Genomic DNA, 26,061 nt, shown 5'->3' with positions numbered 1-26,061 from the left:
CGTGACCATCAGCAATGGCCCAAGCATGACCAAGTCGGGGATTAATGCCGCAGGAAATTCAATTACTAATGTTGCAGCAGGCGTCAATAACACTGATGCGGTGAATAAAGGCCAACTCGACAATGCAGCCGCAGCCGCTAAAACCGAAGTGACTGAAGGTAAAAACATCACCGTAACCAAAACCACGGGCACAGATGGACAAGATATCTATAACGTTGCGACTGCGGATGATGTGGACTTTAACAACGTTAAGGTTGGTGATGTCACGATTGATGGCACAACGGGCAAGATCAGCGGTGTTGCTGATGGCACCATCGCAGCAGGCTCAACCGAAGCGATTAATGGTGGCCAGTTACATGGCGTCGCAGATAGTGTCCGTAGCTCAATCGGCGGAAACACGGTGTTAAATCCGGATGGTACAGTGACGACCAGTAATGTCGGTAATACAGGTCAGAACAATATTCATGATGCGATTAACTCAGTCCGTGGGCAAGCAGCCGCTGCGAAAACTGAAGTTGAAGCTGGCAAGAATATGACCGTTGAAAGTCGTACTGGTGCAGATGGTCAAACGATTTATGAAGTGGCGACTGCGGATGATGTGGACTTTAACAACGTTAAGGTTGGTGATGTCACGATTGATGGCACAACGGGCAAAATCAGCGGTGTTGCCGCAGGTGATGTGACTGCGACTTCAACAGAGGCGATTAATGGCAGCCAATTGGCAGGAACAGCGAAGAGCGTATCAGATGCTTTAGGCGGTGGCTCGGTTGTTAATCCAGATGGTACGGTCAGTGCACCAAGTTATAGCGTCAATGGTAATAACCTGAGCAATGTTGGTGATGCCATCACTGAGTTGGATAAAGGCTGGAATCTACAAAGCAATGGTGCCAAAGCGGGTGCGATCAAAGCGGGTGATACGGTTGATATCGGTACCGTTGCCAATGAAGAAAACCTGACGGTCACTAAAAATGGCAAGACGATTCAATATGGTTTAAACCGTGATCTGAAAGTTGATAGTGTGACTGCAGGTGATACCGTCATTAATGACAATGGCGTGACCATCAGCAATGGCCCAAGTATCACCAAGTCGGGGATTAATGCTGCAGGAAATTCAATTACTAATGTTGCAGCAGGCGTCAATAACACTGATGCGGTGAATAAAGGTCAACTCGACAATGCAGCCGCGGCCGCTAAAACCGAAGTGACTGAAGGTAAAAACATCACCGTAACCAAAACCACGGGCACAGATGGACAAGATATCTATAACGTTGCCACTGCGAATGATGTTGCCTTTGATTCAGTGAAAGTGGGTGATATCAATCTTGATGGCGCAACGGGCAAGATCAGTGGTGTTGCCGATGGCACCATCGCAGCAGGCTCAACCGAAGCGATTAATGGTGGTCAGTTACATGGTGTTGCGGATAGTGTTCGAAGCTCAATTGGCGGTGAAACAGTCTTAAATCCAGATGGTACAGTGACGACCAGTAATGTTGGTAATACAGGTCAGAACAATATCCACGACGCGATTGACTCAGTGCGTAAAAATGCAGTTACAGCCAAGACGACAGTCACTGAGGGTGACAATATGGTTGTGACCAAATCGACCAATCCAGATGGGAGTAGCAACTATGAGGTTGCTACTGCGAAGGATGTGAAATTTGACAGTGTGACAGCAACAGATGCAGATGGTAATGAAACCATCCTGACAGCTAAAGGAGTAAGTCTAAAAGACCAGGCAGGAAATACCACTGTTCTTGGTCAGGACGGGCTCGGTTTTGTTGACTCAATCGGCAATCGTATAGGGCCACGAATTACTGCGGGTGGCATTAATGCAGGCAATACGGTGATAGGGGGCGTCGCAGCTGGCCGAGTTGCATCTGATTCACAAGATGCCATCAATGGCAGCCAATTAAAAGGCGTGTCAGATAGTGTATCGAATGCAATAGGTGGCAATACCACAGTCAATCCGGACGGTACGATCAACACCAGTAACATTGGTGGAACAGGCAAAGACAATATCAATGATGCAATTGGTGCAGTGGGTAAAGCGGCACAAGCAGCCAAAACCACGGTCAGCAAGGCGGAGGGTGATGAGAATATTACGATTAATCGTAGTACCAATGCGGACGGTAGTACGGATTATAAAGTTGGTTTAGCGAAGGACATAAATGTTGATAGTGTGACAGCAGGTGGTACTAAAGTTGATGGGGATGGCTTGCACATTACAGGTGGCCCAAGCGTGACCAAAGCCGGTATCAATGCAGGAGACAATAAAGTCACAGGCGTAGCAGATGGTACGGTTGCTGCGGGATCACAAGATGCGATTAATGGTGGTCAGTTACATGGTGTTGCCGACAGCGTCAAAAACGTTGTAGGTGGTAATGCCACGGTGAATCCAGATGGATCAATCACGACCAGTAATGTTGGTGGCACAGGTCAAAACAACATTAATGATGCGATTAACTCAGTTCGAGGTGCGGCTGCAGCAGCCAAATCGACGGTGAGCAATAAGGATGGCAATATTTCAGTCACGCCAACGACCAAGGCGGATGGTAGCAAGGACTATGAAGTCGGCTTAGCCAAAGATATTAAGGTCGATAGTGTAACAGCTGCCAATCAAGTCAATGTAGGGGGGAATGAAGGAACCACGATTGCCGCAGATGGTGTGCGTATCGCCGAAGGTCCAAGCATGACCAAAGCTGGTATTGATGCCGGAAGTCGGAAGGTCACGGGTGTTTCCGAAGGTACAATTGCGCCAGATTCAAAAGATGCAATTAATGGTAGTCAATTGCACCAGTCCTATGAAAATGTGGGCAAAGCATTGGGTGGTGGTGCAGGCTATGATCCAGTGAGTGGATGGACACCACCGAACTACGAGGTTGCTGGTGGAAAACATGACAATGTGGGTGATGCACTCAATGCTTTAAACAATGCCGATCAGGCCCTCGGTGATCGGATTACCAATCTAGGTGACCAAATGCAGCAAGCATTTTATGACACCAATCAACGGATTGATGATGTTAAAAAGCATGCCAATGCTGGGGTAGCCGCAGCGATGGCGCTTGAAACAGCACCATATATCTCTGGCAAATATACTTATGCAGTTGGAGCGGCTTATCACGGTGGTGAAAATGCTGTCGGTGTAACACTGCGTAAGACAGCGGATAATGGTCGCTGGTCATTGACTACAGGCGTTGCTGCTGCTTCGCAGGGCGATCCGAGTTTCCGTATCGGTCTAAGTGGTGTATTTGATTGATTTTAATTCAGGGGAGTCCTCTGGACTCTCTTTGGTTTAAACCATAATAAAGTGAGAAAAAAGATGAAGAAGATGCAGATTTTGATCATGACCACACTATTGAGTGTTGTATTGCTAAGCCAAGCGAATGGTAAGGTAGACGCCAAACATACGCAGGATGTCACTTTTCCAGCAGTCAATCAGAGTTATCTTAAATTGGTGAAACGCTATGAAGTCGATGATGTTGCACGTTTAAGTGTGGGCATGAATAAAGACCAGCTCCGTCATATTTTAGGAAATCCGCATTTTAATGAAGGCATGATGCTGGTCAAAACGTGGAATTATGTCTTGGATATCCGTATCCCTAATACGCAACAATATAAACGTTGTCAGTTACGCATTGATTTCGATCGAGCCTATAAAGTAGAGAAATTATCTTGGAAAGAACATGAATGCCAGCAGGAAATGACTTAGTTTTAAGTAAAAATCTTGTCATTTTATCTGTATGACAGGCTCATTGATTTGATTGTTAATTAAACAAGCAGCTCTAAATGATCTGTTTGTTTAATTTTCCTAAAATGATTATTTAAAGAGTTTAATGTGTTAAAAAATTAAGACTAAGGTTTGATAAGCTTGAATGAATTGAAATATGAGATGGATTATATGTTTCATACTTTCTCACAGCATGGGAAAAATATAAAGCTGCACCTTATTGAGGTCGGGAATAAAGATTTAAAACACGCAGTTATTTTTTTTCTTTTAGAAGTTGATAAGTTCTTTTCCCTCATTAATAACCTATCTGTCGAGCATTTTAGAATTATTTTGATATATCGATGCGAGATAGTCGACCAAGATTTAGCGGTACTTGATTTTTCCAATGAGATCAGGTGCTTAACTACTCAATTTAATATGGATAATGTGCATTGCATATTCGAGCCAAACATAGACGATTTTTATAAATATGCTTTATTTTCCAGTGACCTATTTGATTCAGTTACGGTTTCTAAAAAGTTTGATGAGCTTTGCTTGCAAGCCTTTTTTGCATCATGTCCACGTAAGATCGAGGCAACAATCGACTTTATTGAAAAAGTAAATCTGCAAATTGGTCATACCTTGTCAGAAGGCGAGCCATATTTAATCAAAGTCGCAAAAAAAATGAGACTAACACCCAGGGTATTATCGAAAAGAATAAGAAGTGAAGGCGAAGAATTCAAATTATTGGTCAAGCAAATACGACATGAAAAGGCATTATTTTTATTGAAAAACGAAAATGTAAGTTTGTGTGATATTGCATACACACTGGGCTATACAGAGCATAGTGCTTTTACACGTGCATTTAGAGGATGGACAGGATGTTCGCCTTGTCAGTTTAGAAAATATTTAAAATAATTCAATTTGAGGTATAAAGTTTTGGATATTAGGGACTTAAAAACTTTTATATATGTCGTTGATCATCAGTCAATCACGATTGCATCTAAAAAGCTTGGTGTTAATCAGTCAACAGTGACGAAACGTATTAGCAATATCGAGGAGCTTGTTAAAGGCACATTGTTTAATCGAAAGACTAGGCCATTACAGCTCACAAGTTTAGGGAAAAAAGTGTATTTAAAAAGCTGTTTTATTTTAAAGCAGTTAGAGTCACTTCAAAATTTTAGTAGTGAAGGCAGTAGCGAGGTTAAAAAAAAGATTCGGATTGGTATTGCTCAAACATTTATAGATGACATTCTGGATCATGTAGTTTATGAATCCAAAAAGTTGAGCTCGTATTATGAGATTGATATTTATAGTGGATGGGGATGTAGTCTGGTACAGCAAGTCTATGAAGGGGACATAGATCTGGCTGCGTTGATGATTCCATCGAATCTTGGTTTGACCACCGATATTTCATTTTTTGAGTTAGGCACACTTCCTTTTGTGATTGTGACGAGAAAAGGCGAAGCCAGTAAATATCATAATTTGGAAATGTGTAGCAAACGCGGCTGGATCCTTCATCCTGATGGTTGCTGTTTTAGAGAAAGTTTGGCTCAACTCTTGTATGACCGAAAACTGGGGTTTTATATCAATAAAGAGATTTTTGGTATTGAACTTCAATTGCAAAGTATTTTGAGGGGGGAAGGTCTGGGACTTTATCCGAAATCTTTCTTCGATAGCTTTGTGTTACAGCATGATGATCTGGAAATTGTTGAACTGAACGATTTCTCTCTTTCATTGCAAGTCGGGGTGATCAAGTCTCAGCAGATTGGTGTGGATGAAGCAAATGCGTTTATCGAAATTGTGAAGAATCATTATTTCCAATGATGAAACTGCTGTACAAAGCCCAAATGTAGATCACGGGCTTTATACATCAACCTAGAAGTACTGAGGCTGGTTCTATTCTTGAAACTCATTAATAACTTCCAGTGCAGCTCTAAAGGCTTCCTGGGTTGCTGGCGCTCCACAATAGGGCAAGCTGTGTAGTAATACTTCCTGAATTTCTTCGACTGTTGCACCATTATTCAATGCGCCACGAATATGGCCTTTAAGCTCGGTTGGACTCTTCAATGCAGTTAAAAATGCAATCGTCACCAAAGAGCGGTATTTACGGGGTAGTACACCTTCACGTTGCCAAGTTGAACCCCAAGCATGCTCATTAATCCAGTCCTGTAAAGGTTGAGTGAAGGGTACAGTATTGTCCTGCGCACGTTTGACAAAGGATTCACCCATAACTTCGGTACGCACTTTTAAGCCATTTTCATAATCTTGTTGTGACATATTTTTACTCTTATTGCAGTGAGAAAAGGTTCGCTTTTTGATGAGACGACACCCATCCTACCCCAATCATTGTACAAGCTAAAGTTGAACATGCTGACTGCGTTGTTCTCAGTAAAATAGCTCCATTCACAATGAAAGGTTTGAAAATGACCTAAGCAGACTTCGAAATTTGTGTACTTGTCGGCGCTTCAGACCTATTGAGGGACACTTTATTTTCTAAATAGATAAATTATACTAGTAGTTTGGGATCGCCATCCTGCCTTGTTATTTATCTCCTTTCTATGTTGTCTCTATTCGCTCAGCACTTAGCTCAAGATCGCTTCTGTATTTTAGTCGAATACTTATGTTCTACTCAAAGTATTCTGCCTGTACCACAATCAATTGCGGGCTTTCCTGCAATGATGACGTTGGCTGATCGGGTGCAAACTGATGAAGATCCTGCACCGATTGAATTTGCACAGCATTATCCTGAAACAATTGAAAAATTATTACATTTTTCAGGCAAGGGCAGAGATATTGCCGAGTTTGAAACATTCTTGGATCAGGCTGAGCAAGCAGGGCAGCAAAATCTGTTATTGCTCACAGGTGATAAGCTTAAAAAGCATTCCTCTGGTCAGCGGCTAGCAACGGATCGGACACGCTATTTAGAATCGGTGAATGCAGTCATCGCAGCGAAAAAACGCAAGACGTTTCATATTGGTGTCGCATTTAATCCATTTAAATATACCGAAGCAGAGCGTGATGCACAGTATTTCAAACTCCATAAAAAGATTAGGGCAGGAGCAGATTTTGTAATTACCCAATTGGGTTTTGACCTAGAGCAGACCAAGCACGCTCAAGCCATATTAGCACTCGATTATCCTGGCTTTCCCTTGATTGCCTGTGTGATGCCACTGACTTTGCGTCGAGCACAGTTTATGCTGCGCCATCAGGTGGCTGGCATTGTGATTTCTGAGCATATCTTAAAGGTACTGGAGCAAGAAAATCAGGGCGATTCAGCTCAGGCTAAAAAAAATGTATATGCACGTTGTGCCTTGCAAATTTTGATCTGTAAGCATCTTGGTTATAAAGGCGTACATTTATCCTCATGTCATAAACAGCAAGAACAGGCTCAACTTGAACAGGCATTACAGCAGTATCAACACTTATCGCTGACTGAGTGTGAGCAGCTTTGGTATCAGCTGTGGCAAACGACGACCCATCGCGTGTTTCAGCCAAAGGTTGAGATTGTTCGTAAGAAAGTAACCAGCGCTCAAATTTTAAAATATAAAAATATGCAACTCCTGCATGGTGTTTTCTTTAGCTCTAATGCGGCGCTGCAGCTTGGCCGTTTTGTGTTTAAAGCCGCTTTTTGGGAGCGCCCCAAAGCCAGCCATCTTTTATTAAAGCTTGAACATTTCTGCAAGCATTATGCGGTTGGGTGTGATAGTTGTGGGCAATGTCGTTTAAGTGAAACATTATATATTTGTCCGGAAACCTGCCCGAAAGGTTTGGCCAATGGGCCATGTGGTGGAACGAGTTTAGATCGCTGTGAGTTTGGCGATCGAGAATGTATTCACTCTGTCAAGGCTAGACTGGCAAAGGCGGTTGGTCAAACGGAGCTGCTGAAAACAGAATTGATTCCAGCCGTGTCCATCGAGACACGGGCAACGAGCTCTTGGAAGAATTGGTTTAAATCAATAGAGCCACAAAATAGGGGGAAGGAGATTTAAACGGTTTCTGTCTGCCCGACATGATGATAAGCACGATTAAAATACACCAGACTATGCTCATGTTCACTCTGCTGAATTGCGACGATACGACAAATAAAAATCGTATGCGTTCCCACTTCCTGAATCTGCTCAATCTCGCAATCGAAATTTACCAAGGCATCCTCCAAAACAGGTGCACCGGTTTCTAGCTCTGACCACACGCCATGTTTAAAGCGCTCTTCTGGACTCAGTTTCGATGAGAACGCTTTAGAAATATGCTGATGCTGGGCACTTAACACATTCACGCTGAGGATTTTATTGTCGACAAAATGTACATGCGAACTTGATGCTTTATTCATGCAGACCAATAAGGTCGGAGGGGTATCAGTGACGCTACATACAGCAGATGCAGTAAAGCCATAACGACCAGACATGCCTGTCGTGGTAATCACACTGACTGCACTGGTTAATAAAGACATTGCATCTCTAAAGTCTGTTGCTTCGACCATCACTTTATTCCTCAATTAAACCCGAATATTGGGAGAAGAAGGGCGAGCAAGTGTCACCCTTTACTCCATACACGATCAGTGCGTACAGGGCTTAGAGTTCTTGACGAACAATTTCTGCACCTGCACTTAATGCATTCAGTTTGCCACGTGCAACATCACGCGCTAAAGGCGCCATACCACAGTTGGTTGATGGATAGAGTTTATCCGCATCCACAAATTGAAGTGCCTTACGTAGTGTATTTGCCACTTCTTCTGGTGTTTCAACGGTATTGCTTGCTACGTCAATCGCACCCACCATCACTTTCTTGCCACGAATCAGCTCAATCAAATCCATCGGCACACGTGAGTTGTGGCATTCGAGTGAGATGATATCAATTTTTGACTGCTGTAGCTTTGGAAAAGCTTCTTCATATTGACGCCATTCTGAACCGAGGGTCTTTTTCCAGTCGGTATTGGCTTTGATGCCGTAACCATAGCAAATATGCACCGCAGTTTCACACTTCAGTCCTTCCAGTGCACGTTCCAAGGTTGCAACACCCCAGTCATTCAATTCATCAAAGAACACATTAAAGGCAGGCTCATCGAACTGAATGATATCCACACCTGCTGCTTCTAATTCTTTGGCTTCTTCATTCAGGATTTTGGCAAATTCCCATGCCAGTTTTTCACGACTTTTATAATGCGCATCATACAGCGTATCAATCATGGTCATCGGGCCTGGCAACGCCCATTTAATCGGTTGATGGGTTTGCTGACGTAAAAACTTGGCATCTTCAACAAACACAGGCTTTTGACGTGATACTGCACCCACAACAGTTGGTACACTGGCATCATAACGATTACGGATGCGTACAGTTTCGCGCTTCTCAAAATCAACACCAGTAAGGTGTTCAATAAATGTCGTCACAAAATGCTGACGAGTTTGCTCGCCATCGCTGACAATATCAATGCCTGCCACTTGCTGCTCATGCAAAGACAAACGTAATGCATCCTGTTTGCCTTCAATCAAGCCTTGCTCTTGCAATTTCCATGGTGACCAAAGCTTTTCAGGTTCTGCCAGCCAAGACGGTTTTGGTAAGCTGCCCGCAGTCGATGTTGGTAATAATCTTTTCATCATGAATAACCTTATATTTTCAATAAATTAGTGCGCGTAACTTGTTTGCGAGTCGCTTTTTTCAGAGTAGCGGTCAGACCACTGTTCCAGAATGGCTTGGTAAGGCTTGATGAATTGTTCTTCAACAAACTTCCCTTGCTCAATCGCCAAACGACTACGTTCTTCTCGGTCATACACAATGCGAGTCAGTGAGTAGTCTTGATGCTTCAAACTCGGTTGATACGATTTTCCGGCCGCTGAATTGGCATTATAAATTTCAGGGCGATAGATCTTTTGGAAGCTTTCCATGGTGCTGATGGTGCTGATCAATTCCAGATTGGTGTAATCACTAAGCAAATCACCAGAGAAATAGAAAGCCAACGGCGCAACACTGTTTGGCGGCATGAAATAACGCACCTTTAAGCCCATTTTTTGGAAATACTCATCCGTTAATGAATATTCATCTTGCTCATATTCCACACCCAACACTGGATGTTGATTGGCAGTACGCTGATAGACCTTACTGCTCGAAACACTGAGGCAGATTACGGGCTGTTTTTTAAAGTGTTGCTGATAGGTCTCTGAATTGACAAAACTCTTGAATAGATTGCCATGCAAGTCGCCAAAATTCTCTGGTGTGCTGAATCCTGACTGATTTTTATTATGATCAAGCAATAACACACTGAAATCATAGTCACGCACATAAGAAGAGAAGTTGTTGCCCACAATGCCTTCAATACGTTGATTGGTTTTGTGATCAACAATACTGGTTTTTAAAATTTCAATTAAAGGCAATGCATTGCTCGTGCTGCCAGCATCAATATTCATCTCTACAGAAATAATCTCAAGTTCGACCGCATAGCGGTCAGCGGCTGGATTATCCCAATGCGCTAAGCTATTGAAACGATTGTCGATCATTTTTAGGGTATTACGCAGATTTTCTTGGCGGCTTTGACCACGAGCCAAATTGGCAAAGTTGGTTGTGATACGGGTATTGTTTGAAGGCTGATAGTTCTCGTCAAAACGAATACTCTTGATCGTAAAATTAAATGCTTTACTCATTTTAATCTGCCACCCTAATTTCTGAGATAAATCTGAATTTCTGTATAGAGTGATTTATACCGTAATCATTAGCTGAATAAAAATGATTTAATCTAAGTCCAAAGTGAATGAAATTCATGTTTGAGCTTGTGCATTATTGTGAGCTATTAAGAAGACGGCTCAAAAGCTTGTCTCAAGGGGTATCGCTATAAATAGACCGAGAAAATCTCGCCACTGCCTAGCCAAGTTGGATCAAATCGAGTCATTTTTTCACGTGCTTTGATTTCGTTAGCAGGTCTTGTTGTGCAAAAAAGTTTTCTTTTGTGGATAACTTAAGACATATCAACAATCGATCAATATGTTCTGTAAATCTGCTACAATTGCGCCAATTTTAAATTCTTTCGCATGCCCTCTGTTCTTGCCATCGTTTGCAGATACAGGTGGGTGCACAAATTGTAGATTTTTAGCATGTTTAAAGATGAATTAGCGGCACAGGTTGCCCAGCGTCGCACCTTTGCGATTATTTCCCACCCCGATGCGGGTAAGACCACCATGACAGAAAAACTGTTGTTATGGGGGAAGGCAATTCAGGTTGCGGGGATGGTTAAAAGCCGTAAGTCTGACCGTTCAGCAACATCAGACTGGATGGAAATGGAAAAAGAACGTGGCATCTCGATTACCACGTCGGTGATGCAGTTTCCTTATAAAAAGCACACCATTAACTTACTCGATACTCCGGGACATGAAGACTTCTCGGAAGATACCTATCGTACCCTGACTGCCGTTGACTCCGCCTTGATGGTGATCGATGGGGCAAAAGGTGTCGAAGAACGAACCATTAAATTGATGGAAGTGTGTCGTATGCGCGACACGCCGATCATTTCATTCGTCAACAAAATGGACCGTGAAATCCGTGAGCCTTTAGAGTTACTCGACGAAATTGAAAATGTCTTGAACATCCGTTGTGTACCGATTACATGGCCGTTGGGAATGGGACGTGACTTTGCCGGTGTGTATAACCTGCTTGAAAATAAACTTTATGTTTATAAAGCAGGTTTTGGTTCAACCATTACCGATATCGAAGTACGTGATGGCTATGACCATGCCGATATTCGTGAAAAAGTCGGTGAGTTGGCGTGGTCTTCATTTGAAGAATCACTTGAATTGGTACAAATGGCCAATGAGCCACTCGACCGTGAGCTCTTCTTGCAAGGTAAACAAACCCCAGTATTGTTTGGTACAGCGTTAGGTAACTTTGCGGTGGATCATGTTCTGGATACCTTTATCAACTGGGCGCCAGAGCCGAAAGCACATCCAACACAAGAACGTATTGTTGAAGCCAATGAAGAAGGCTTTACAGGCTTTGTTTTCAAGATTCAAGCCAATATGGATCCAAAGCATCGTGACCGTATTGCCTTTATGCGTATTTGCTCAGGTAAATATGAAAAAGGCTTGAAAATGAATCATGTGCGTATTGGTAAAGATGTGCGTATCAGTGATGCATTAACCTTCCTTGCAGGTGAGCGTGAGCATCTGGAAGAAGCTTGGCCGGGTGATATCATTGGTTTGCATAACCACGGAACCATTCAGATTGGAGATACCTTTACCAGTGGTGAAGATCTGCATTTCACAGGGATTCCACACTTTGCCCCTGAAATGTTCCGCCGCGTGCGCTTAAAAGATCCTTTGAAATCCAAGCAATTGCAAAAAGGTTTGAAAGAGTTGTCTGAAGAAGGTGCAACCCAAGTGTTTATGCCACAAATCAGTAATGACCTGATTGTCGGCGCGGTCGGTGTGTTACAGTTTGATGTGGTGGCTTACCGCTTAAAAGAAGAATATAAGGTCGATTGTCTTTATGAACCAGTCAGTGTACATACCGTGCGCTGGGTGCATTGTGATGATGACAAAATTCTGAATGAATTTAAGAAAAAAGCACATGACCAGCTTTCAGTGGATGGCGGTGGTCATCTGACTTATCTGGCACCAAGTCGTGTAAACTTGCAGTTAATGCAAGAACGCTGGCCAGACATTCAGTTCCGTAACACACGAGAACACTAGAATCTCCCTAAGTCTCTCTTTATGTAAGAGGGACTTTTTCACGAGTTCTATAACTATTTAGATTCGTGATGCTCCTCCCTTTTATAAAGGGAGGTTGGGAGGGATTAAAATAAAGGATGATACAATGAACACTTTAAAACCACTTTTAGCTGTCATTATGATGATTGGCATAATGGCTTTAACCGCATGTGATCATCCAGATAAAAATAAGGCCGATACCGCCGAAAGCAAACAGACTGCGGCACCAGTCGAAAAAGCTGAAGTCCTACCTTACTTAAATATGAAAGAAGCCAAGGCCGATTATGCCTTGCCATTCTGTGAAAAGAAGAACTGTATTGATGTCGATATTCAAACCATCAAAACTCAAGATGACTGGCTCAATGCGTGGATTGCCAAAAATCAGGCCAATGTGATTCAACAACAAATCGAGCAGAACAAGAATTTAACCTTACAGCAAGCCGTGAATGCCTATGTAAAGAAGTCGGATGAATGGCAGGATAAATATTCCAAGAATAAAGCGTATGAGCTGCATCTCAGCACGCGTATTGCTTCACAGCGTAATCAATATGTGTTGCTGCAAGTCGGAGTAGATACGCAACAGGAAGATATCGCGGTGAAAGATCGTTTTTATTTCTTTGTAGCCGATCGTAAATTACAAAAAAGTGTCAGTATTCTGGATATGATTCAGAAAAATCAGCAAAATGCTTTAAACCAGATTATTCAAACCCACTATCAAACATGGGTCGAGAAACAATCGGCAGAAGTCAAAAAACAAGTCGCGAAAAAACTGTATTGGGGACAGGCGGATTGGTTCTTTGATGGTGAAGGGATAGGATTACACTACCGGGCCAATGAGATTAGTAAAGATGCACCTCAACTGGATATCTACCTCACGACTGAACAAAGCAAACAGATGCTGCAACCTGAAATCTATCAAAAAATGTTTTGATTTACTTGCTCGAGTTTCGTATAGAAATTGCATGTGCTGGTAGCGGTTTTACGATAAGTTCGATAGCATTTAAAAATCCTGTGTAATAACAATGCTGATAGGTTTTAAATGAAAACAATTTTTAAATATAGCGTTCTTGCTTGTGCAATTTTGCTTGCCGCTTGCCAGCCGAAATCAGAGCCGAAGGAATCACAGGATAAACCGACAGATCCTCCTGCAGTACAGCAACCCGCCGAGCCAGTTTTACGCGGTGAAACGGTGAAGTTACAGGTGAATTTACCTGAGTGCAAAGGTAATAGTTGTCCAGATTTTACCGTTGAGCGATTACAAAGTAATTTCCCTTTTATTGATCAATTACTGGATCAGCAAATTCTTGAACAACTGAGCAAGATTTTAGATGTGGTGGATGCGGACACGTCTGCCGCTTCTACACCTAAAACTGCCGAGGACAAATCAAGTCTAGATGCTCAGGCACAAGCTTATGCCAATGCCTTTGTGAAAATAGATGAAGAGTTAAAGGCGCTCAGTAGTAGTCATCAGATTAGCTTGATGATCAAGCCCAAGATTTTACGACCGAAAGGAACTTTGGCGACGGTTGTGTTGAATAGCAGCAGTTACTTGGGGGGAGCACATGGCGCGACCTCACAACGCTATTACAACTTTGATCTGACCACTCAGAAGCAGGTGCAATTACATGATTTATTGTTACCTAAGCAAAAAGCCACTTTAGACAAACTGGCACATGAAGCCTTTAAAACCTGGATTGTTGATTCCAAATTAGCAACAGATCCCAAGGAATATGAACAGGCATGGCCATTTCAAGTCACCGATAATTTCCTATTGGGGGAACAAGGCCTGATTTTACAATATGGTGAATATGAGATTGGCCCGTATGTGGTTGGTTTGCCTCGTTTGGTGATTCCATTCAGTGAGTTACAAGGTGTGTTAAAACCTGAATATTTACCAAAAATTGATCCGCCAGCAGCCTCTACACCGGCTGCAAGTACGCCAAGTCAAAGCTAATGCAACTGTTTGATACCCATACCCATTTTGATGTTGCCGATTTCGATCATGATCGGCAACATCTGGCTGAGCAAGCAAAACGGGTGGGGGTCGAAGCGTTGGTGTTAATCGGTTTTCTGGAATCACGATTTGATGAATTGATTCAAACTCATCAACAATTACTCGCTTGGGAAAATGTGCCGCGATCTTATCTGGCCCCGGGTTTACATCCTTTCTATATTGAGCAACACCAAACCGAACATTTACAGCGACTTGAGCAGGTATTACAGCAGCATGATTGTGTGGCAGTGGGTGAAATTGGGCTGGATACCTTTTTTAAACAGCATAAACAGCCCGAACTATTTGCAAAGCAGCAGCATTATTTTATTGAACAATTGGCATTGGCAACACAATATCAAAAACCAGTGCTGTTACATATCCGTAAAGCACATGCAGAAAGCATTGCGATTTTAAAAGCACAAAAATTCAAATTAGGGGGCATCGCTCATGCCTTTAGTGGTGGCGTGGAAGAAGCCAAAGCCTTAGTGAAACTGGGTTTTAAAATTGGGGTAACAGGACAAATTACCAATCCGAATGCCAAAAAACTGCATCAAGTGGTACAAGCGATAGGCAGTGAAAACTTGGTGATCGAAACCGATTGTCCAGATATGACACCGCTGTGTTGCCAAACTTCGACCGAGCATCGTACCCGCAATACCCCAGTTAATTTACCTTATGTTCTGGAGCGTTTGGCCCAGACCCTTGACCAGCCTAAGCTTCAGCTTGCCGCACAACTCTGGCACAATTCATTGGCAGCGCTACAACTTAAATTTTAAGAGAATAAGCAAATAATCTTGTTAAAAATAAGATACTAAAAGGGAACACATGCTTTTCTAAACAGGGGTACATTAAAAGAACAATTTCATAATAATCACATCAGCCAATACTGGGAGGGCAACCTTATGGCCAGATATAGCAAAATCAATAGTTTCAATGCATTACAAACACTCAGCGTCGGTTCGACCTCTTATCAAATCTTTAGCTTGGCGCGAGCGGCTCAAACACTCGGTAATATTGAACGATTACCGAAGTCTTTAAAGGTTTTGCTAGAAAATTTACTCCGTTTTGAAGACCAAAAAAGTGTAAAAGTAGAACATATTCAAGCACTGGTCGATTGGCAGAAAAGTAAACGTTCAGATCAAGAAATTCAATATCGACCGGCACGGGTACTGATGCAGGATTTCACGGGTGTTCCTGCGGTGGTGGATCTGGCTGCGATGCGTGCTGCGATGGCACAGGCAGGTGGTGACCCCAACCTGATTAACCCTTTATCTCCAGTGGATTTGGTGATTGACCACTCGGTGATGGTCGATCATTTTGCCGATGACGATGCTTTTGCAGAAAATGTTGAAATCGAAATGCAGCGGAATGGTGAACGCTATCAATTCCTTCGTTGGGGACAATCTGCTTTTAACAACTTTAGTGTAGTGCCACCGGGTACAGGGATTTGCCACCAAGTCAATTTAGAATATTTAGCGCAAGCCGTCTGGTTAGGTGATGATGAAGGTCAGGTTTTTGCCTTTCCAGATACCTTGGTGGGGACAGATTCACATACCACCATGATCAATGGACTGGGCGTGCTTGGTTGGGGTGTCGGCGGGATTGAGGCGGAGGCAGCGATGCTAGGACAACCTGTATCGATGCTGATTCCAGAAGTGATTGGTTTCAAACTGACAGGCAAATTAAAGGAAGGCATTACCGCCACGGATTTGGTTTTAACCATTACCCAGATGCTGCGTCAAAAAGGTGTGGTTGGAAAATTTGTTGAGTTCTATGGTGATGGCCTGGCCGATTTACCTTTGGCGGATCGTGCCACCATTGCCAATATGGCCCCAGAATATGGCGCGACCTGTGGGTTCTTCCCGATTGATGAGGTGACGCTGGGTTATTTGGCATTGACGGGACGCAAACAAGACCGTATCGATTTGGTCGAAGCTTATAGTAAAGAGCAAGGCTTATGGCGTCATACCGGTGATGAGCCAATTTTTACTGATACGCTCAGCTTGGATATGAGTACGGTACAAGCCAGTCTGGCAGGACCAAAGCGTCCACAAGATCGGGTTTTGTTGGGCGATGTTCCGAAAACCTTTAATGCGTTGATGGAACTGAATCTTAAACCCGCCAAAGAAGCCAAGGAGCGCTTGGAAAATGAAGGTGGGGGCGGTGCACAAAAAGCCAATTTAGCCCATGAACAACCTGCTTGTACCATCGACGGAAAATCATATCCCCTGAATGACGGCGATGTGGTGATTTCCGCGATTACCTCATGTACCAATACCTCGAATCCAAGTGTGATGTTGGCGGCGGGGCTGCTGGCCAAAAAAGCCATTGAAAAAGGCTTGCAACGTAAACCTTGGGTGAAAAGCTCACTGGCGCCAGGTTCCAAAGTGGTGACTGATTATCTGGCAGCAGCAGGTTTAACGCCGTACCTAGATGAGTTGGGTTATAACTTGGTCGGTTATGGTTGTACCACCTGTATTGGTAACTCTGGACCTTTACCTGAACCGATTGAGGAAGCGATTCAGTGTCATGATCTGAATGTGGCTTCGGTGCTTTCAGGCAACCGTAACTTTGAAGGGCGTGTTCATCCTTTAGTCAAAACCAACTGGTTGGCTTCACCACCGCTCGTGGTGGCCTATGGTCTGGCAGGGAATATTCGGACCGATTTAACCAGCCAGCCAATCGGACAAGATCAAACTGGGCAAGATGTCTATTTGAAAGACATCTGGCCAAGCCAGCTTGAAATTGATCAAGTCTTGCAGAAGGTCAATACCGACATGTTCCATAAGGAATATGCAGCGGTGTTTGATGGAGATGCAGCTTGGCAAGCGATCCAGATTCCGCAAAGCCAGACCTATGCATGGCAAGACAACTCGACCTATATTCGTCACCCACCATTTTTTGAAGAAATTAATCAACCCCCTAAAGCAATTAACAATATTGAACAAGCACGAATCTTGGCGGTATTGGGAGATTCGGTCACCACCGATCATATCTCTCCAGCAGGAAACATCAAGAAAGACAGTCCCGCTGGGCGTTATCTACAGCAGCAAGGGGTCGAACCCAAAGACTTCAACTCTTATGGTTCTCGACGCGGTAATCATGAAGTGATGATGCGCGGGACGTTTGCCAATATCCGCATCAAGAATGAAATGCTGGATGGTGAAGAGGGGGGCAATACCATCTTCATCCCAACAGGTGAAAAGCTGGCGATTTACGATGCATCCATGCTTTATCAGCAACAGCAAACGCCATTGGTGATTATTGCGGGTAAGGAGTATGGTACGGGTTCGTCACGGGACTGGGCGGCAAAAGGCACCAATTTATTGGGTATCAAAGCCGTCATTGCCGAAAGTTTTGAACGGATTCATCGTTCGAATCTGGTTGGTATGGGAGTATTGCCCTTACAGTTTGTCGAGGGTCAAACCCGTCAATCCTTAAATCTGACTGGGCGTGAAGTGCTTTCGATTTATGGGCTATCTGATGATATTCAGCCACATCAGACGCTGGATGTTCAGGTGCTACGAGAAGATGGCAGTCAAGACCAGTTTAAAGTGTTATGTCGTATTGATACCTTGAATGAGGTGGAATATTTTAAAGCAGGTGGCATTTTGCATTATGTGCTACGCAATTTGATTGCTGCATAATCCTTAGAACATCGTCTCAATCAAAGATGAAAGCTGGTCTTTCATCTTTTTTGTTTCAGTTTCAAGCACTCAGCGTTAAGGTAATCAGGCTTGATTAAATTGGATAAAGGCTTTGAATCAATTACCCCGTAATGTTTATTATCTTTTGGCTGCACAGGCCTTTAATTTAATTGCAGCAGTTTTGTCAGTGACTGTGGTGGCGATTGTCGGTTTGAAACTTGCACCAACTCAGGCTCTAGCGACAGTTCCTTATGGCTTGCAGTTTTTGGCGATGTTACTGACCACCTTTATCTTTTCGTTTTTGATGAAAAAGTTAGGTCGACATGTGGTCTTCCAATTTGGTTGTGTCTGTCTGTTCTTGGCGGGTGTTCTCGGTTATCTGGCCCTACAGCAGCAACAGTTTTATTTATTATGTCTAAGCCATTTCTCACTGGGTTTATTTATCTCGACTGCAAATTTTTATCGCTTTGCTGCTTCCGATCGTCTGGCTGCCGAGCTGATTCCCAAGGCCACAGCCATGGTGATTTCGGGTGGCGTGATTGCCGCCATTATTGCACCGATGCTGGCAATCCAATTTCAACAGGTGCAAGGATTACCTGATTTTACTGTGATCTATTTAATTTTTAGTGTCTTGGCGCTGTTGCTGTCTCCAACTTTGTATTTATGGAATCAAAAGTTTCAACGCCAACAGACACCGCAAGACGTTGTGATTGAACCCGCTCAGCGTGCCAAATTGCCGGGCACGTTGATTATTGCAGCCGTCATCAGCGGTGCTTTTGCCTACTATATTATGAATGTGATGATGATTATGTCTTCATTGCATTTAAAGGAGCATCATTCATTTCACTATGCTTCGATCTCGATTCAGCTACATGTCTTGGCCATGTTTATTCCATCCTTCTTTGTGTCTAAACTGATTCAACACTGGGGAGTACATAACACCATTTATATTGGTTTTGTACTGCTGATGCTGTCGTCCTTGATTCCAGTGCTGGGACAGGCTGGGTTTTATATTAATGCGGCACTGATTGTGCTTGGTGTGGGCTGGAACTTTGCTTATTCTGGCGCATCTACTTTATTGGCCGGTTTAAATGAACAACAAAAACATCGTATCCAAGGCATCAATGAAACTGGAATTGCCTTGTTTGCAACTCTAGGCGCGTTTTTACCTGCGCCGATTTTGAGTAGTCTTGGTTGGATGAATGCCAACCTTTTAGCTTTATCTATGAGCTTCATGGTTTTTATGCTGCTACTGATTTTAAATCGCCAAGGCCAATCACCAAGCAAAGTTTCATCAAGCTCACCTAAACGGCTTTAAACACGCTAAAATAGCAGTTTGACTGAAAAGATAGATCGCAACTGTTATGACTGATGTTCCTGTAAATGATGAATATGAGCGCCGTTTTGCTGGTGTTGCCAAAATTTATGGAGACAATGCCTTTTCGCATTATGAACGTAGTCATGTCATGGTTATTGGTATTGGCGGTGTAGGCAGTTGGGCGGTTGAAGCACTGGCACGCACAGGCATTGGTGAGTTGACTTTAGTTGATATGGATGTGGTCGCTGCTTCCAATATCAATCGTCAACTCCCCGCCATGAGCTCGACGCTAGGGCAAGAAAAAATTGAAGTGATGGCGGAGCGTTGCCGTCAGATCAATCCAAGAATGAAAGTAAATGTGATTGATGACTATCTGACGCCAGAGAATGTCAAACAGATTTTAAATCCAGTTCCAAGCATTGTTTTAGATTGTATCGATGATGTCAAAGCCAAACTTGCCTTGATGCTACATTGCCGCTTTAACAAGATTCCGTTGATTGTATCAGGGGGAGCAGGGGGCAAACTGGATCCGTTAAAGATTCGCGTCGCAGATTTATCCAAGACTGAACAAGACCCGATGTTGGCAAAGTTAAGAACACAGCTGCGTTCTAAAGGGATTTGCAAAAAGCCCAAAGAGAAGTTTGGTATTACGTGTGTTTATTCGATCGACAATCCATTTTCCAGTGCAGAGGTGTGTCCGAGCGCTGGATTGCGTTGCGGTGGCTATGGCTCGGCAGTCGTGGTGACTTCAAGCTTTGCCATGGTGGCGGTGGCTGAAGTGTTGAAAAAGTTAGATCGGATCAAATAAGCGCTTGGTATTTTTAAGTAAAAGTTTAGATACGTTTAAAAATCATAAAAATTCAGTTAAATTAAACTGAAATAAACGTAATAACAGAGAACAAACAAAATGAGTTTTTTGAAAAAGTTATTTGGAAAGAAAGAACAACAAATACAAATCAATAGAAATCGCTATGCTGAATTTTGGCAATGGTTTGAGCAGCATCAACAGGATTTCCATCGTATTGTGGATGAGTTAAATCAAGATACGATTCAGGCGGATTTCTTTGATAAATTATTGCCTGAATTGGCTAAAGTTCATGATGGAATTTTTTCCCTTACCGGGATGCTTGGCCCACAAACAGCTGAATTGATTTTAACGCCAGATGGTGTTGTGGCAAATATTGTATTTGTAGAGGAGTTGGTGGCAGCAGCCCCTAAAATTCCTGACTGGAAATTTACAGCCCTTAAACCCGCAAGTGATATTCAGCAAACCAGTATTGGTATGCATGGTCATGAGTTTAGTCAAAAAACGCTATCGTTTTATTTACAAGACCATGAAGAATATCCAGATGAAATAGATCTCTTTGTGGTTCATGATGAATATAATGAGGCGCAAAAAAGTGAATTTTTACAAGGAGTTTATATTTTCTTAGACAATTACTTAGGGGAATATGATTCGGTAACCAAACTCGATCAAGTTTCAGTACAATCCAGACAAGATGCTGAAAAAGAATTAATGCCGATTGCAAATTTAAAGAAAATTTTAACCCTAAAGAACAGTGAAATTTCTCGTTTTGATAAAGTGATTCGCTCGAATACGGATGAGGATGAATATATAAGTTTAGAAGGGGAGACCCATGAGGGTTTGCCACTTATTGCGACATTGAATAGTACATTATTAGCGTGGGATAAAAAAGCATCACATCCTTGGTTGATGATTATTGAAATACCTTATGATGGTGAAAATTTTAACGGTATGCCACCATCAAATGAATATGAGTTGCTTGAAAGTATTGAGCAGACATTAGTGGCTGAGTTAAAAGATGTAGAAGGATATTTAAATATAGGTCGAGAAACCGGCAATAATTTAAGAACGATATACTTTGCTTGTAAAGATTTTAGAAAACCATCCAAGATAATTGACCAAATTATTCAAAATAATAGAGATAATTTTGAAATTGATGTTAGTTTTTTCAAAGATAAATATTGGCGTTGTCTGAATAAATTTGGGAGATAAAAAAAGTGTCATCAATAGAATGCTGAGGTAAATAGATCATTGCTATCTAACTGCTATTACTCAAATTCATGCAAATAGTATTGACTAGAGGAACTATGTCCATAGTGATTGAGCTACTTGGATATATAAGTTTGGTGAGTTCATAATGACTCACCATAGGTTAAGCCTGCGGATATTGAGGCGCTAAGCGGTAATAGGTATAAGTCACATTTGGGTCTTTATAGACGTCATAACTGGTTTGTTTAAAATCGGAAACCCATTGTGAACCTGTAAATCCTGCAATATGTCCATAGCGATGTTTTTTAGTGCGATGGATAATATAAATGTCACCGGGTTGAGGGTTATTAAATTCAGGTGTAATTTCTTGATAGCCAATCTGCTGTAGGGTACGACCCCAGTCTGATGCCGCAACAGGATGCTGATCAATATTGGCACCAGCCGATTGTAAGGCAATTCTAACGAACTTAGCGCATTGTGATGAGCTGCGATAAGAAGCTCGTTTCGCCAGTTTCTGAGAGAATTTATTCACATCAATTGCTGGCACTGATGCAGGCTTCGGCATTTCTCGATAAGGAATAACCACCTGTTGCATAGGTGGGTGAATCATACTGTGATCGACTGAAGGTACATCATAAATCATTGTGAATCTCTACCGCATTTTCAAAACAACTGAACGTGTGCCAGAATTTGTTACGGCGCTCATAGTAAGCGATAAATCTTAAAAAAACTCAAATATAACGTAATAATATAACAATTGGGCTGCTGGATCGTTCACTTAGCTTAAAATACTAGTTAAGAATCTTTTTCATTATCAGTAATTTGTTTGCTAGTTAGTTTAAATAAAATGATTTGTAAGATTATATTTCATTTTTGACTAAAAAGTAGTCGTTTTAATGCGGTCTATCTGATTAGGTTTGAGGTTGATATTGTTATAAGCTATTGTTTATTTAAATAATATGAGAAGAAGAGCTTAAAATGATCCGTCTGGCAACATCATCTGATCTGGATCAGATCGTACAATTAATTCGGCCATATATCATAGATTTTGCTTTAAATGCAGAGGGGGCAGATAAATTTAGTCAAAGCATGATTCATAAATTAATGGAAATGCCGAATATTGAATACTTCGTTTTTGAGCAAAACACCCAGCTGATGGGCGTTATTGCATATCGGCAGCCTGCACATATCCTACATTTTTTTGTAGATCAAAGGGTGCAGCGTCAGGGAATTGGTCGTCAACTTTGGCAGTTTCTGGAAAATAAAATTGCGACATCACACTCAAGCATAACAGTGAATTCCAGTTGTTATGCTCAAGTGATTTATGAGAAGTTCGGCTTTACAGCAAGCTCAGCAGTAATCGAACAGAGTGGGTTACGCTTTGTACCCATGCATAAAAGTTATGCCTAGCGCCTCAGCTTAGCGTTGATGCTCTTTAAGATAGTCTTCAGTACGTTGCATGGCTGCCTGAATATTCTGAATGGCATGTTCAATATCGGTGATGGTTTTAGCATTGCCACCACTGAGGGCTTGTCGCCATTTACGTGCGCCTGGCAGATTTTGGAATAAGCCCAAAATATGACGGGTAATAATCGACAACGGTGCGCCTTCAGCCACACGCTGCTGAATATAAGGCATCATTTGTTGCATGATTTCAAAACGATCAGGCGCTTGCAAATTCCAGAGTTGCCCCATTTCTGCAAGCAGGTAAGGATTGTGATACGCTTCACGACCAATCATTACGCCGTCGACATGCTGCAAATGTTGCTGTGTTTCTTCAAAAGTTTTGATGCCACCATTAATTTCAATGGTGAGATGCGGACGTTCTTGTTTGAGGCGATAGACATCCTCATAGCGTAAAGGTGGAACTTCACGGTTCTCTTTTGGAGATAGGCCCTGCAAGATAGCAATACGTGCATGCACAATAAAATGAGTGCAGCCTGTTGTCGCAACCGTATCAACAAAATGCAGCATCTCTTCATAAGAATGCATGTCATCAATCCCGATACGATGTTTCACTGTGACGGGAATTGATACCGCTTTTTGCATGCTGTGAATACATTCAGCCACCAGATCAGGTTCCGCCATAAGGCAAGCACCAATCTTATTGTTTTGTACGCGATCGCTTGGACAGCCTACATTGAGATTGACTTCGTTATAGCCCCAGTCTTCAGCCATTTTGGTACAGGTGGCTAACTCTTGTGGATTAGAACCACCGAGTTGCAGCACAATTGGCTGTTCTTGTTGATTGAAGTCGAGATGGCGATTGGCACCACCATAAATAATCGCACCCGTGGTTACCATTTCGGTATATAGCACCACATTGGGATTAAACAGGCGGGCAAAGAAACGATAGTCTTTGGTAGTCCAATCCATCATCGGCGCGACGGAAATACGTGGCTGTAATGATTCAAGTGATTGCATAAACAGATCTCGGATGTGGACAAGCAAAGAAAGGGCAGCATTATACGAGTTTTGTGTCCAATTCACCAATGCTGATCCCTAACACTTCAATTTTTACTAGTAGAATGAAGATCTAGAAAGTGACCATGTTTTTTTTCTTCGTCGAAAGATAATCCAGCAAGCTAAACAGCATACAGGCAACCACCAGACTGATACCAGCTAAGCAAGTCATGCTCCAGCCACCATGATTCCAGGCAAAAATACCCAAGGCTGAACCACAGGCCCCCCCAGTAAAATACGCAGTCATATAAATGGCATTGATCCGTGATTTCGCATCTGGGCGTAAACGGAAAATTACACTCTGATTACTGGTATGCACCAAGGCTAAAGCTAACTGAATCAAGGCAAAGCCGAGGATATAACTGATTAAAAAGGTTTGCCCAAAATAGAAGCAGATCCAGCTTAAGATAAACAAGCCACAACCTATCCACGTCAGTTGGCTGGTTAAGCCTTGATCGGCATATTTACCAATATATTGGGTCGAGAGCGCTCCAAAAATCCCGACCAGAGGTACCATTCCAATCAATAGATCTTGAAGATGATGGGCAGAGGTCAGTAGTAGCGCGATAGTAGAATACAAAATACTGACTGCGGCAAAAGCAAATCCGCCTGCAAGTGCACGTAACACCAAACGTTTCTCTTGTTTGAGCAGTTGTGCCATGGAGACAAAGACTTGTCCGTAATTCATTTTCATTCGCATGGCATAAGGTAAACGGCTTTTCAAGGCATAGGCCAAGATCAGCATCAGCACGCCACTCACTACATAAATGACCTTCCAATGAAACAGATTAGAAAACAAACCTGCCAAACTGGTGGAGAGTAAAATACCGACCAGTAAACCACTCATTAAAAAGCCAATGACTTCACCTGTTTTTTCAGGTTTCACTGTCATGGTTGCAAGTGGGATTAATACCTGTGCTGCGACAGAGAACAGTCCTGCCATAATGGTACCGAGCCAAAGCATTGGTAAGTTGACAGAAAAGGCACTGATGAATAAGCCAACAGCGCAAAATACCATGAGTAAAGGAATGAATTTGGTCTTATTGACTACATCACCCATTGGCACAATAAACAACAGGCCAAGCGCATAAGACACTTGAGCAAAGGTTACCGTAAGAGCTGCTTGACCTTCGGTCACTGCAAAATACTGCTGAATTGAGTGAATTAAAGGCTGACTATAATAGTTGGCACCCGCACATAAACCACATGCTGCAGCCATAAACCAAAGTAAGGTTTTATTTTGACTAATATCTTGAGGGGCAGACATAATTTTCTCTATCCAAGGTTTATGCGGTATAGGCTGTGGCTTCAATTTCAATTTGCATGCCTGTCAATGCCAAGCGTGAGACTGGAATGAGGGTACATGCAGGAAAAGCATGGTTCTTCCACAGGTCTTGTATGACTTGAATCAGGAGCTGATGTTTTTCAGCATTATGCTCAACCACCAAAATACGTAAAACAGCAATATCTGACAGTTGTGCCTGTGCGGATGCTAAAGCGTGCTGAATATTATAGAAGACTTGTTGTACCTGTTGGTCAAAATCTTCAGAAAGCTCACCATTTTTATTTTCACCCCCCTGACCTGCAATATGAATGCTGCGCATGTTGGGCGGCACAATCACAAGATGGCTATAGCCATTGTTGCGTGGATCATAAAGCTCACTTGGGTTGATCATTTTAAATGTTACTGTCTTGATCTGTTTCATCGTTAAAACATCACATTGAAGATGGAGATGACTCAGTATCAAAGCTCAAGTTAACTTTAGGTCAAGGGGTTGAATCAAAAAAGTGCATTTGCTGTGATAAAAAATCGATTTTGAAATATTTTGATAGTTTTTATCTTTGAACTGAATGAGTTATATCATCTGTTGCTTAATATTTGCACCATTACTGTGCAATAAAGCAGCTTTTGCTAGACAAAACCATACAAATATCACTTGAAAAAATGGTAATACAAGTTTTTTTCATTCTTTTAAATTTTTCTGAGCAATTTACTTCAACTCATTCAGATTTATTGATAAAGCGAAATATGGTTCTATTGCCGCGATTTAAATGATCATCATCGGCAGATTGCTAAAAACTAGCCAAACAGACCATGAGAAATTGCAGAGTAGCCAATCCCTTGCAGCAACTGCATGATTATGATGCCGATTCAAGCCATACATCAGCAGAGCCAAAAAGAAACGATCTAAGCTAATTAAAATGGATTAGGTGGTGCTGTTTCTGCGAT

At 42.4% G+C, this 26,061-nt stretch carries 22 protein-coding genes; 14 read left to right on the top strand and 8 right to left on the bottom strand.

Annotated features, from left to right (window positions below; translation table 11 throughout):
* From F895_RS13790 to F895_RS13805, 4 genes are all read left to right on the top strand, one after another.
* Positions 1 to 3,256, top strand: a 3,256-nt coding sequence (locus tag F895_RS13790; protein WP_081402016.1) for a YadA-like family protein, incomplete at its 5' end; no start/stop codon positions are given.
* A gap of 63 nt (positions 3,257 to 3,319) precedes the next feature.
* Positions 3,320 to 3,709, top strand: a complete 390-nt coding sequence (locus F895_RS13795) for an outer membrane protein assembly factor BamE (protein WP_005239711.1) — start codon at positions 3,320 to 3,322, stop codon at positions 3,707 to 3,709.
* A gap of 189 nt (positions 3,710 to 3,898) precedes the next feature.
* Complete coding sequence (locus tag F895_RS13800) at positions 3,899 to 4,624, top strand: helix-turn-helix domain-containing protein (protein WP_005239710.1); 726 nt, start codon at positions 3,899 to 3,901, stop codon at positions 4,622 to 4,624.
* Positions 4,625 to 4,645: 21 nt separating this feature from the next.
* Positions 4,646 to 5,533: a LysR family transcriptional regulator gene (locus F895_RS13805; RefSeq protein WP_005239709.1), complete on the top strand. Its 888-nt coding sequence runs from the start codon at positions 4,646 to 4,648 to the stop codon at positions 5,531 to 5,533.
* A gap of 72 nt (positions 5,534 to 5,605) precedes the next feature.
* Here F895_RS13805 and F895_RS13810 read toward each other — a convergent pair whose 3' ends face one another.
* Positions 5,606 to 5,986, bottom strand: a complete 381-nt coding sequence (locus tag F895_RS13810) for a carboxymuconolactone decarboxylase family protein (RefSeq protein WP_005239707.1) — start codon at positions 5,984 to 5,986, stop codon at positions 5,606 to 5,608.
* A gap of 281 nt (positions 5,987 to 6,267) precedes the next feature.
* On the opposite strand from F895_RS13810, the gene F895_RS13815 reads away from it, so the two are divergent.
* Complete coding sequence (locus F895_RS13815) at positions 6,268 to 7,698, top strand: methylenetetrahydrofolate reductase C-terminal domain-containing protein (RefSeq protein WP_005239706.1); 1,431 nt, start codon at positions 6,268 to 6,270, stop codon at positions 7,696 to 7,698.
* Here F895_RS13815 and F895_RS13820 read toward each other — a convergent pair.
* The 3 genes from F895_RS13820 to F895_RS13830 all read right to left on the bottom strand — a co-directional run bounded on the left by F895_RS13820 (position 7,695) and on the right by F895_RS13830 (position 10,341).
* The gene (locus F895_RS13820; protein WP_005239705.1) at positions 7,695 to 8,186 is read right to left on the bottom strand and encodes a flavin reductase; all 492 of its coding nucleotides are present in this window, start codon (positions 8,184 to 8,186) and stop codon (positions 7,695 to 7,697) included. The two genes, F895_RS13815 and F895_RS13820, sit on opposite strands and share 4 nt — an antisense overlap.
* A 91-nt stretch (positions 8,187 to 8,277) precedes the next feature.
* Positions 8,278 to 9,300 (bottom strand): methionine synthase, encoded by a 1,023-nt coding sequence (locus tag F895_RS13825; protein WP_010590079.1) that lies wholly within the window; start codon positions 9,298 to 9,300, stop codon positions 8,278 to 8,280.
* Between the two features lie 27 nt (positions 9,301 to 9,327).
* Positions 9,328 to 10,341, bottom strand: a complete 1,014-nt coding sequence (locus F895_RS13830) for a DUF1852 domain-containing protein (RefSeq protein WP_005239703.1) — start codon at positions 10,339 to 10,341, stop codon at positions 9,328 to 9,330.
* A gap of 447 nt (positions 10,342 to 10,788) precedes the next feature.
* Between F895_RS13830 and F895_RS13835 the strand changes: the two genes are divergently transcribed.
* The 8 genes from F895_RS13835 (at position 10,789) to F895_RS13870 (ending at position 21,371) form a co-directional block, all read left to right on the top strand.
* Positions 10,789 to 12,378: a peptide chain release factor 3 gene (locus F895_RS13835; protein ID WP_004655793.1), complete on the top strand. Its 1,590-nt coding sequence runs from the start codon at positions 10,789 to 10,791 to the stop codon at positions 12,376 to 12,378.
* 124 nt (positions 12,379 to 12,502) lie between these two features.
* The gene (locus tag F895_RS13840) at positions 12,503 to 13,327 is read left to right on the top strand and encodes a hypothetical protein (protein WP_005239702.1); all 825 of its coding nucleotides are present in this window, start codon (positions 12,503 to 12,505) and stop codon (positions 13,325 to 13,327) included.
* A 108-nt stretch (positions 13,328 to 13,435) separates the two neighbouring features.
* Positions 13,436 to 14,350, top strand: coding sequence for an RsiV family protein (locus F895_RS13845; protein WP_005239701.1), 915 nt, complete (start codon positions 13,436 to 13,438; stop codon positions 14,348 to 14,350).
* A complete protein-coding gene (locus F895_RS13850) occupies positions 14,350 to 15,165 on the top strand; it encodes a TatD family hydrolase (protein ID WP_005239700.1) in 816 nt (271 codons plus the stop codon). Before F895_RS13845 ends, F895_RS13850 begins: the two co-directional genes overlap by 1 nt.
* Before the next feature lie 126 nt (positions 15,166 to 15,291).
* The gene (gene acnA, locus F895_RS13855; RefSeq protein WP_005239699.1) at positions 15,292 to 18,036 is read left to right on the top strand and encodes an aconitate hydratase AcnA; all 2,745 of its coding nucleotides are present in this window, start codon (positions 15,292 to 15,294) and stop codon (positions 18,034 to 18,036) included.
* A 112-nt stretch (positions 18,037 to 18,148) separates the two neighbouring features.
* Positions 18,149 to 19,354 carry an MFS transporter gene (locus F895_RS13860; protein WP_005239698.1) on the top strand — a complete coding sequence of 402 codons (1,206 nt, stop codon included), beginning with the start codon at positions 18,149 to 18,151 and terminating at the stop codon, positions 19,352 to 19,354.
* 46 nt (positions 19,355 to 19,400) lie between these two features.
* The gene (locus F895_RS13865; RefSeq protein ID WP_005239697.1) at positions 19,401 to 20,162 is read left to right on the top strand and encodes a tRNA threonylcarbamoyladenosine dehydratase; all 762 of its coding nucleotides are present in this window, start codon (positions 19,401 to 19,403) and stop codon (positions 20,160 to 20,162) included.
* Between the two features lie 99 nt (positions 20,163 to 20,261).
* Entirely contained in the window at positions 20,262 to 21,371 is a 1,110-nt protein-coding gene (locus tag F895_RS13870) for a DUF695 domain-containing protein (protein WP_005239694.1), read from the top strand.
* A gap of 160 nt (positions 21,372 to 21,531) precedes the next feature.
* Here the strand turns inward: F895_RS13870 and F895_RS13875 are convergent, their stop codons facing one another.
* Positions 21,532 to 22,011 (bottom strand): CHAP domain-containing protein, encoded by a 480-nt coding sequence (locus F895_RS13875; protein ID WP_005239689.1) that lies wholly within the window; start codon positions 22,009 to 22,011, stop codon positions 21,532 to 21,534.
* Between the two features lie 335 nt (positions 22,012 to 22,346).
* Between F895_RS13875 and F895_RS13880 the strand changes: the two genes are divergently transcribed.
* Positions 22,347 to 22,778, top strand: coding sequence for a GNAT family N-acetyltransferase (locus F895_RS13880; protein ID WP_005239682.1), 432 nt, complete (start codon positions 22,347 to 22,349; stop codon positions 22,776 to 22,778).
* Positions 22,779 to 22,787: 9 nt separating this feature from the next.
* Here the strand turns inward: F895_RS13880 and dusA are convergent, their stop codons facing one another.
* The 3 genes from dusA to F895_RS13895 form a co-directional block, all read right to left on the bottom strand.
* Positions 22,788 to 23,792: a tRNA dihydrouridine(20/20a) synthase DusA gene (gene dusA / locus F895_RS13885; protein ID WP_005239681.1), complete on the bottom strand. Its 1,005-nt coding sequence runs from the start codon at positions 23,790 to 23,792 to the stop codon at positions 22,788 to 22,790.
* Between the two features lie 112 nt (positions 23,793 to 23,904).
* On the bottom strand, positions 23,905 to 25,098 hold the full coding sequence (locus F895_RS13890) for an MFS transporter (protein ID WP_005239679.1): 1,194 nt from the start codon (positions 25,096 to 25,098) through the stop codon (positions 23,905 to 23,907).
* A gap of 19 nt (positions 25,099 to 25,117) precedes the next feature.
* Positions 25,118 to 25,537, bottom strand: a complete 420-nt coding sequence (locus tag F895_RS13895) for a RidA family protein (protein WP_005239678.1) — start codon at positions 25,535 to 25,537, stop codon at positions 25,118 to 25,120.
* Positions 25,538 to 26,061 lie beyond the last annotated feature (524 nt).

This window comes from Acinetobacter sp. CIP 64.2 (genome assembly GCF_000369645.1).
Classification (GTDB): Bacteria; Pseudomonadota; Gammaproteobacteria; order Pseudomonadales; family Moraxellaceae; genus Acinetobacter.
The sequence above is the reverse complement of the archived record's forward strand: the minus strand, read 5'-3'. Positions and strand labels throughout refer to the sequence as shown.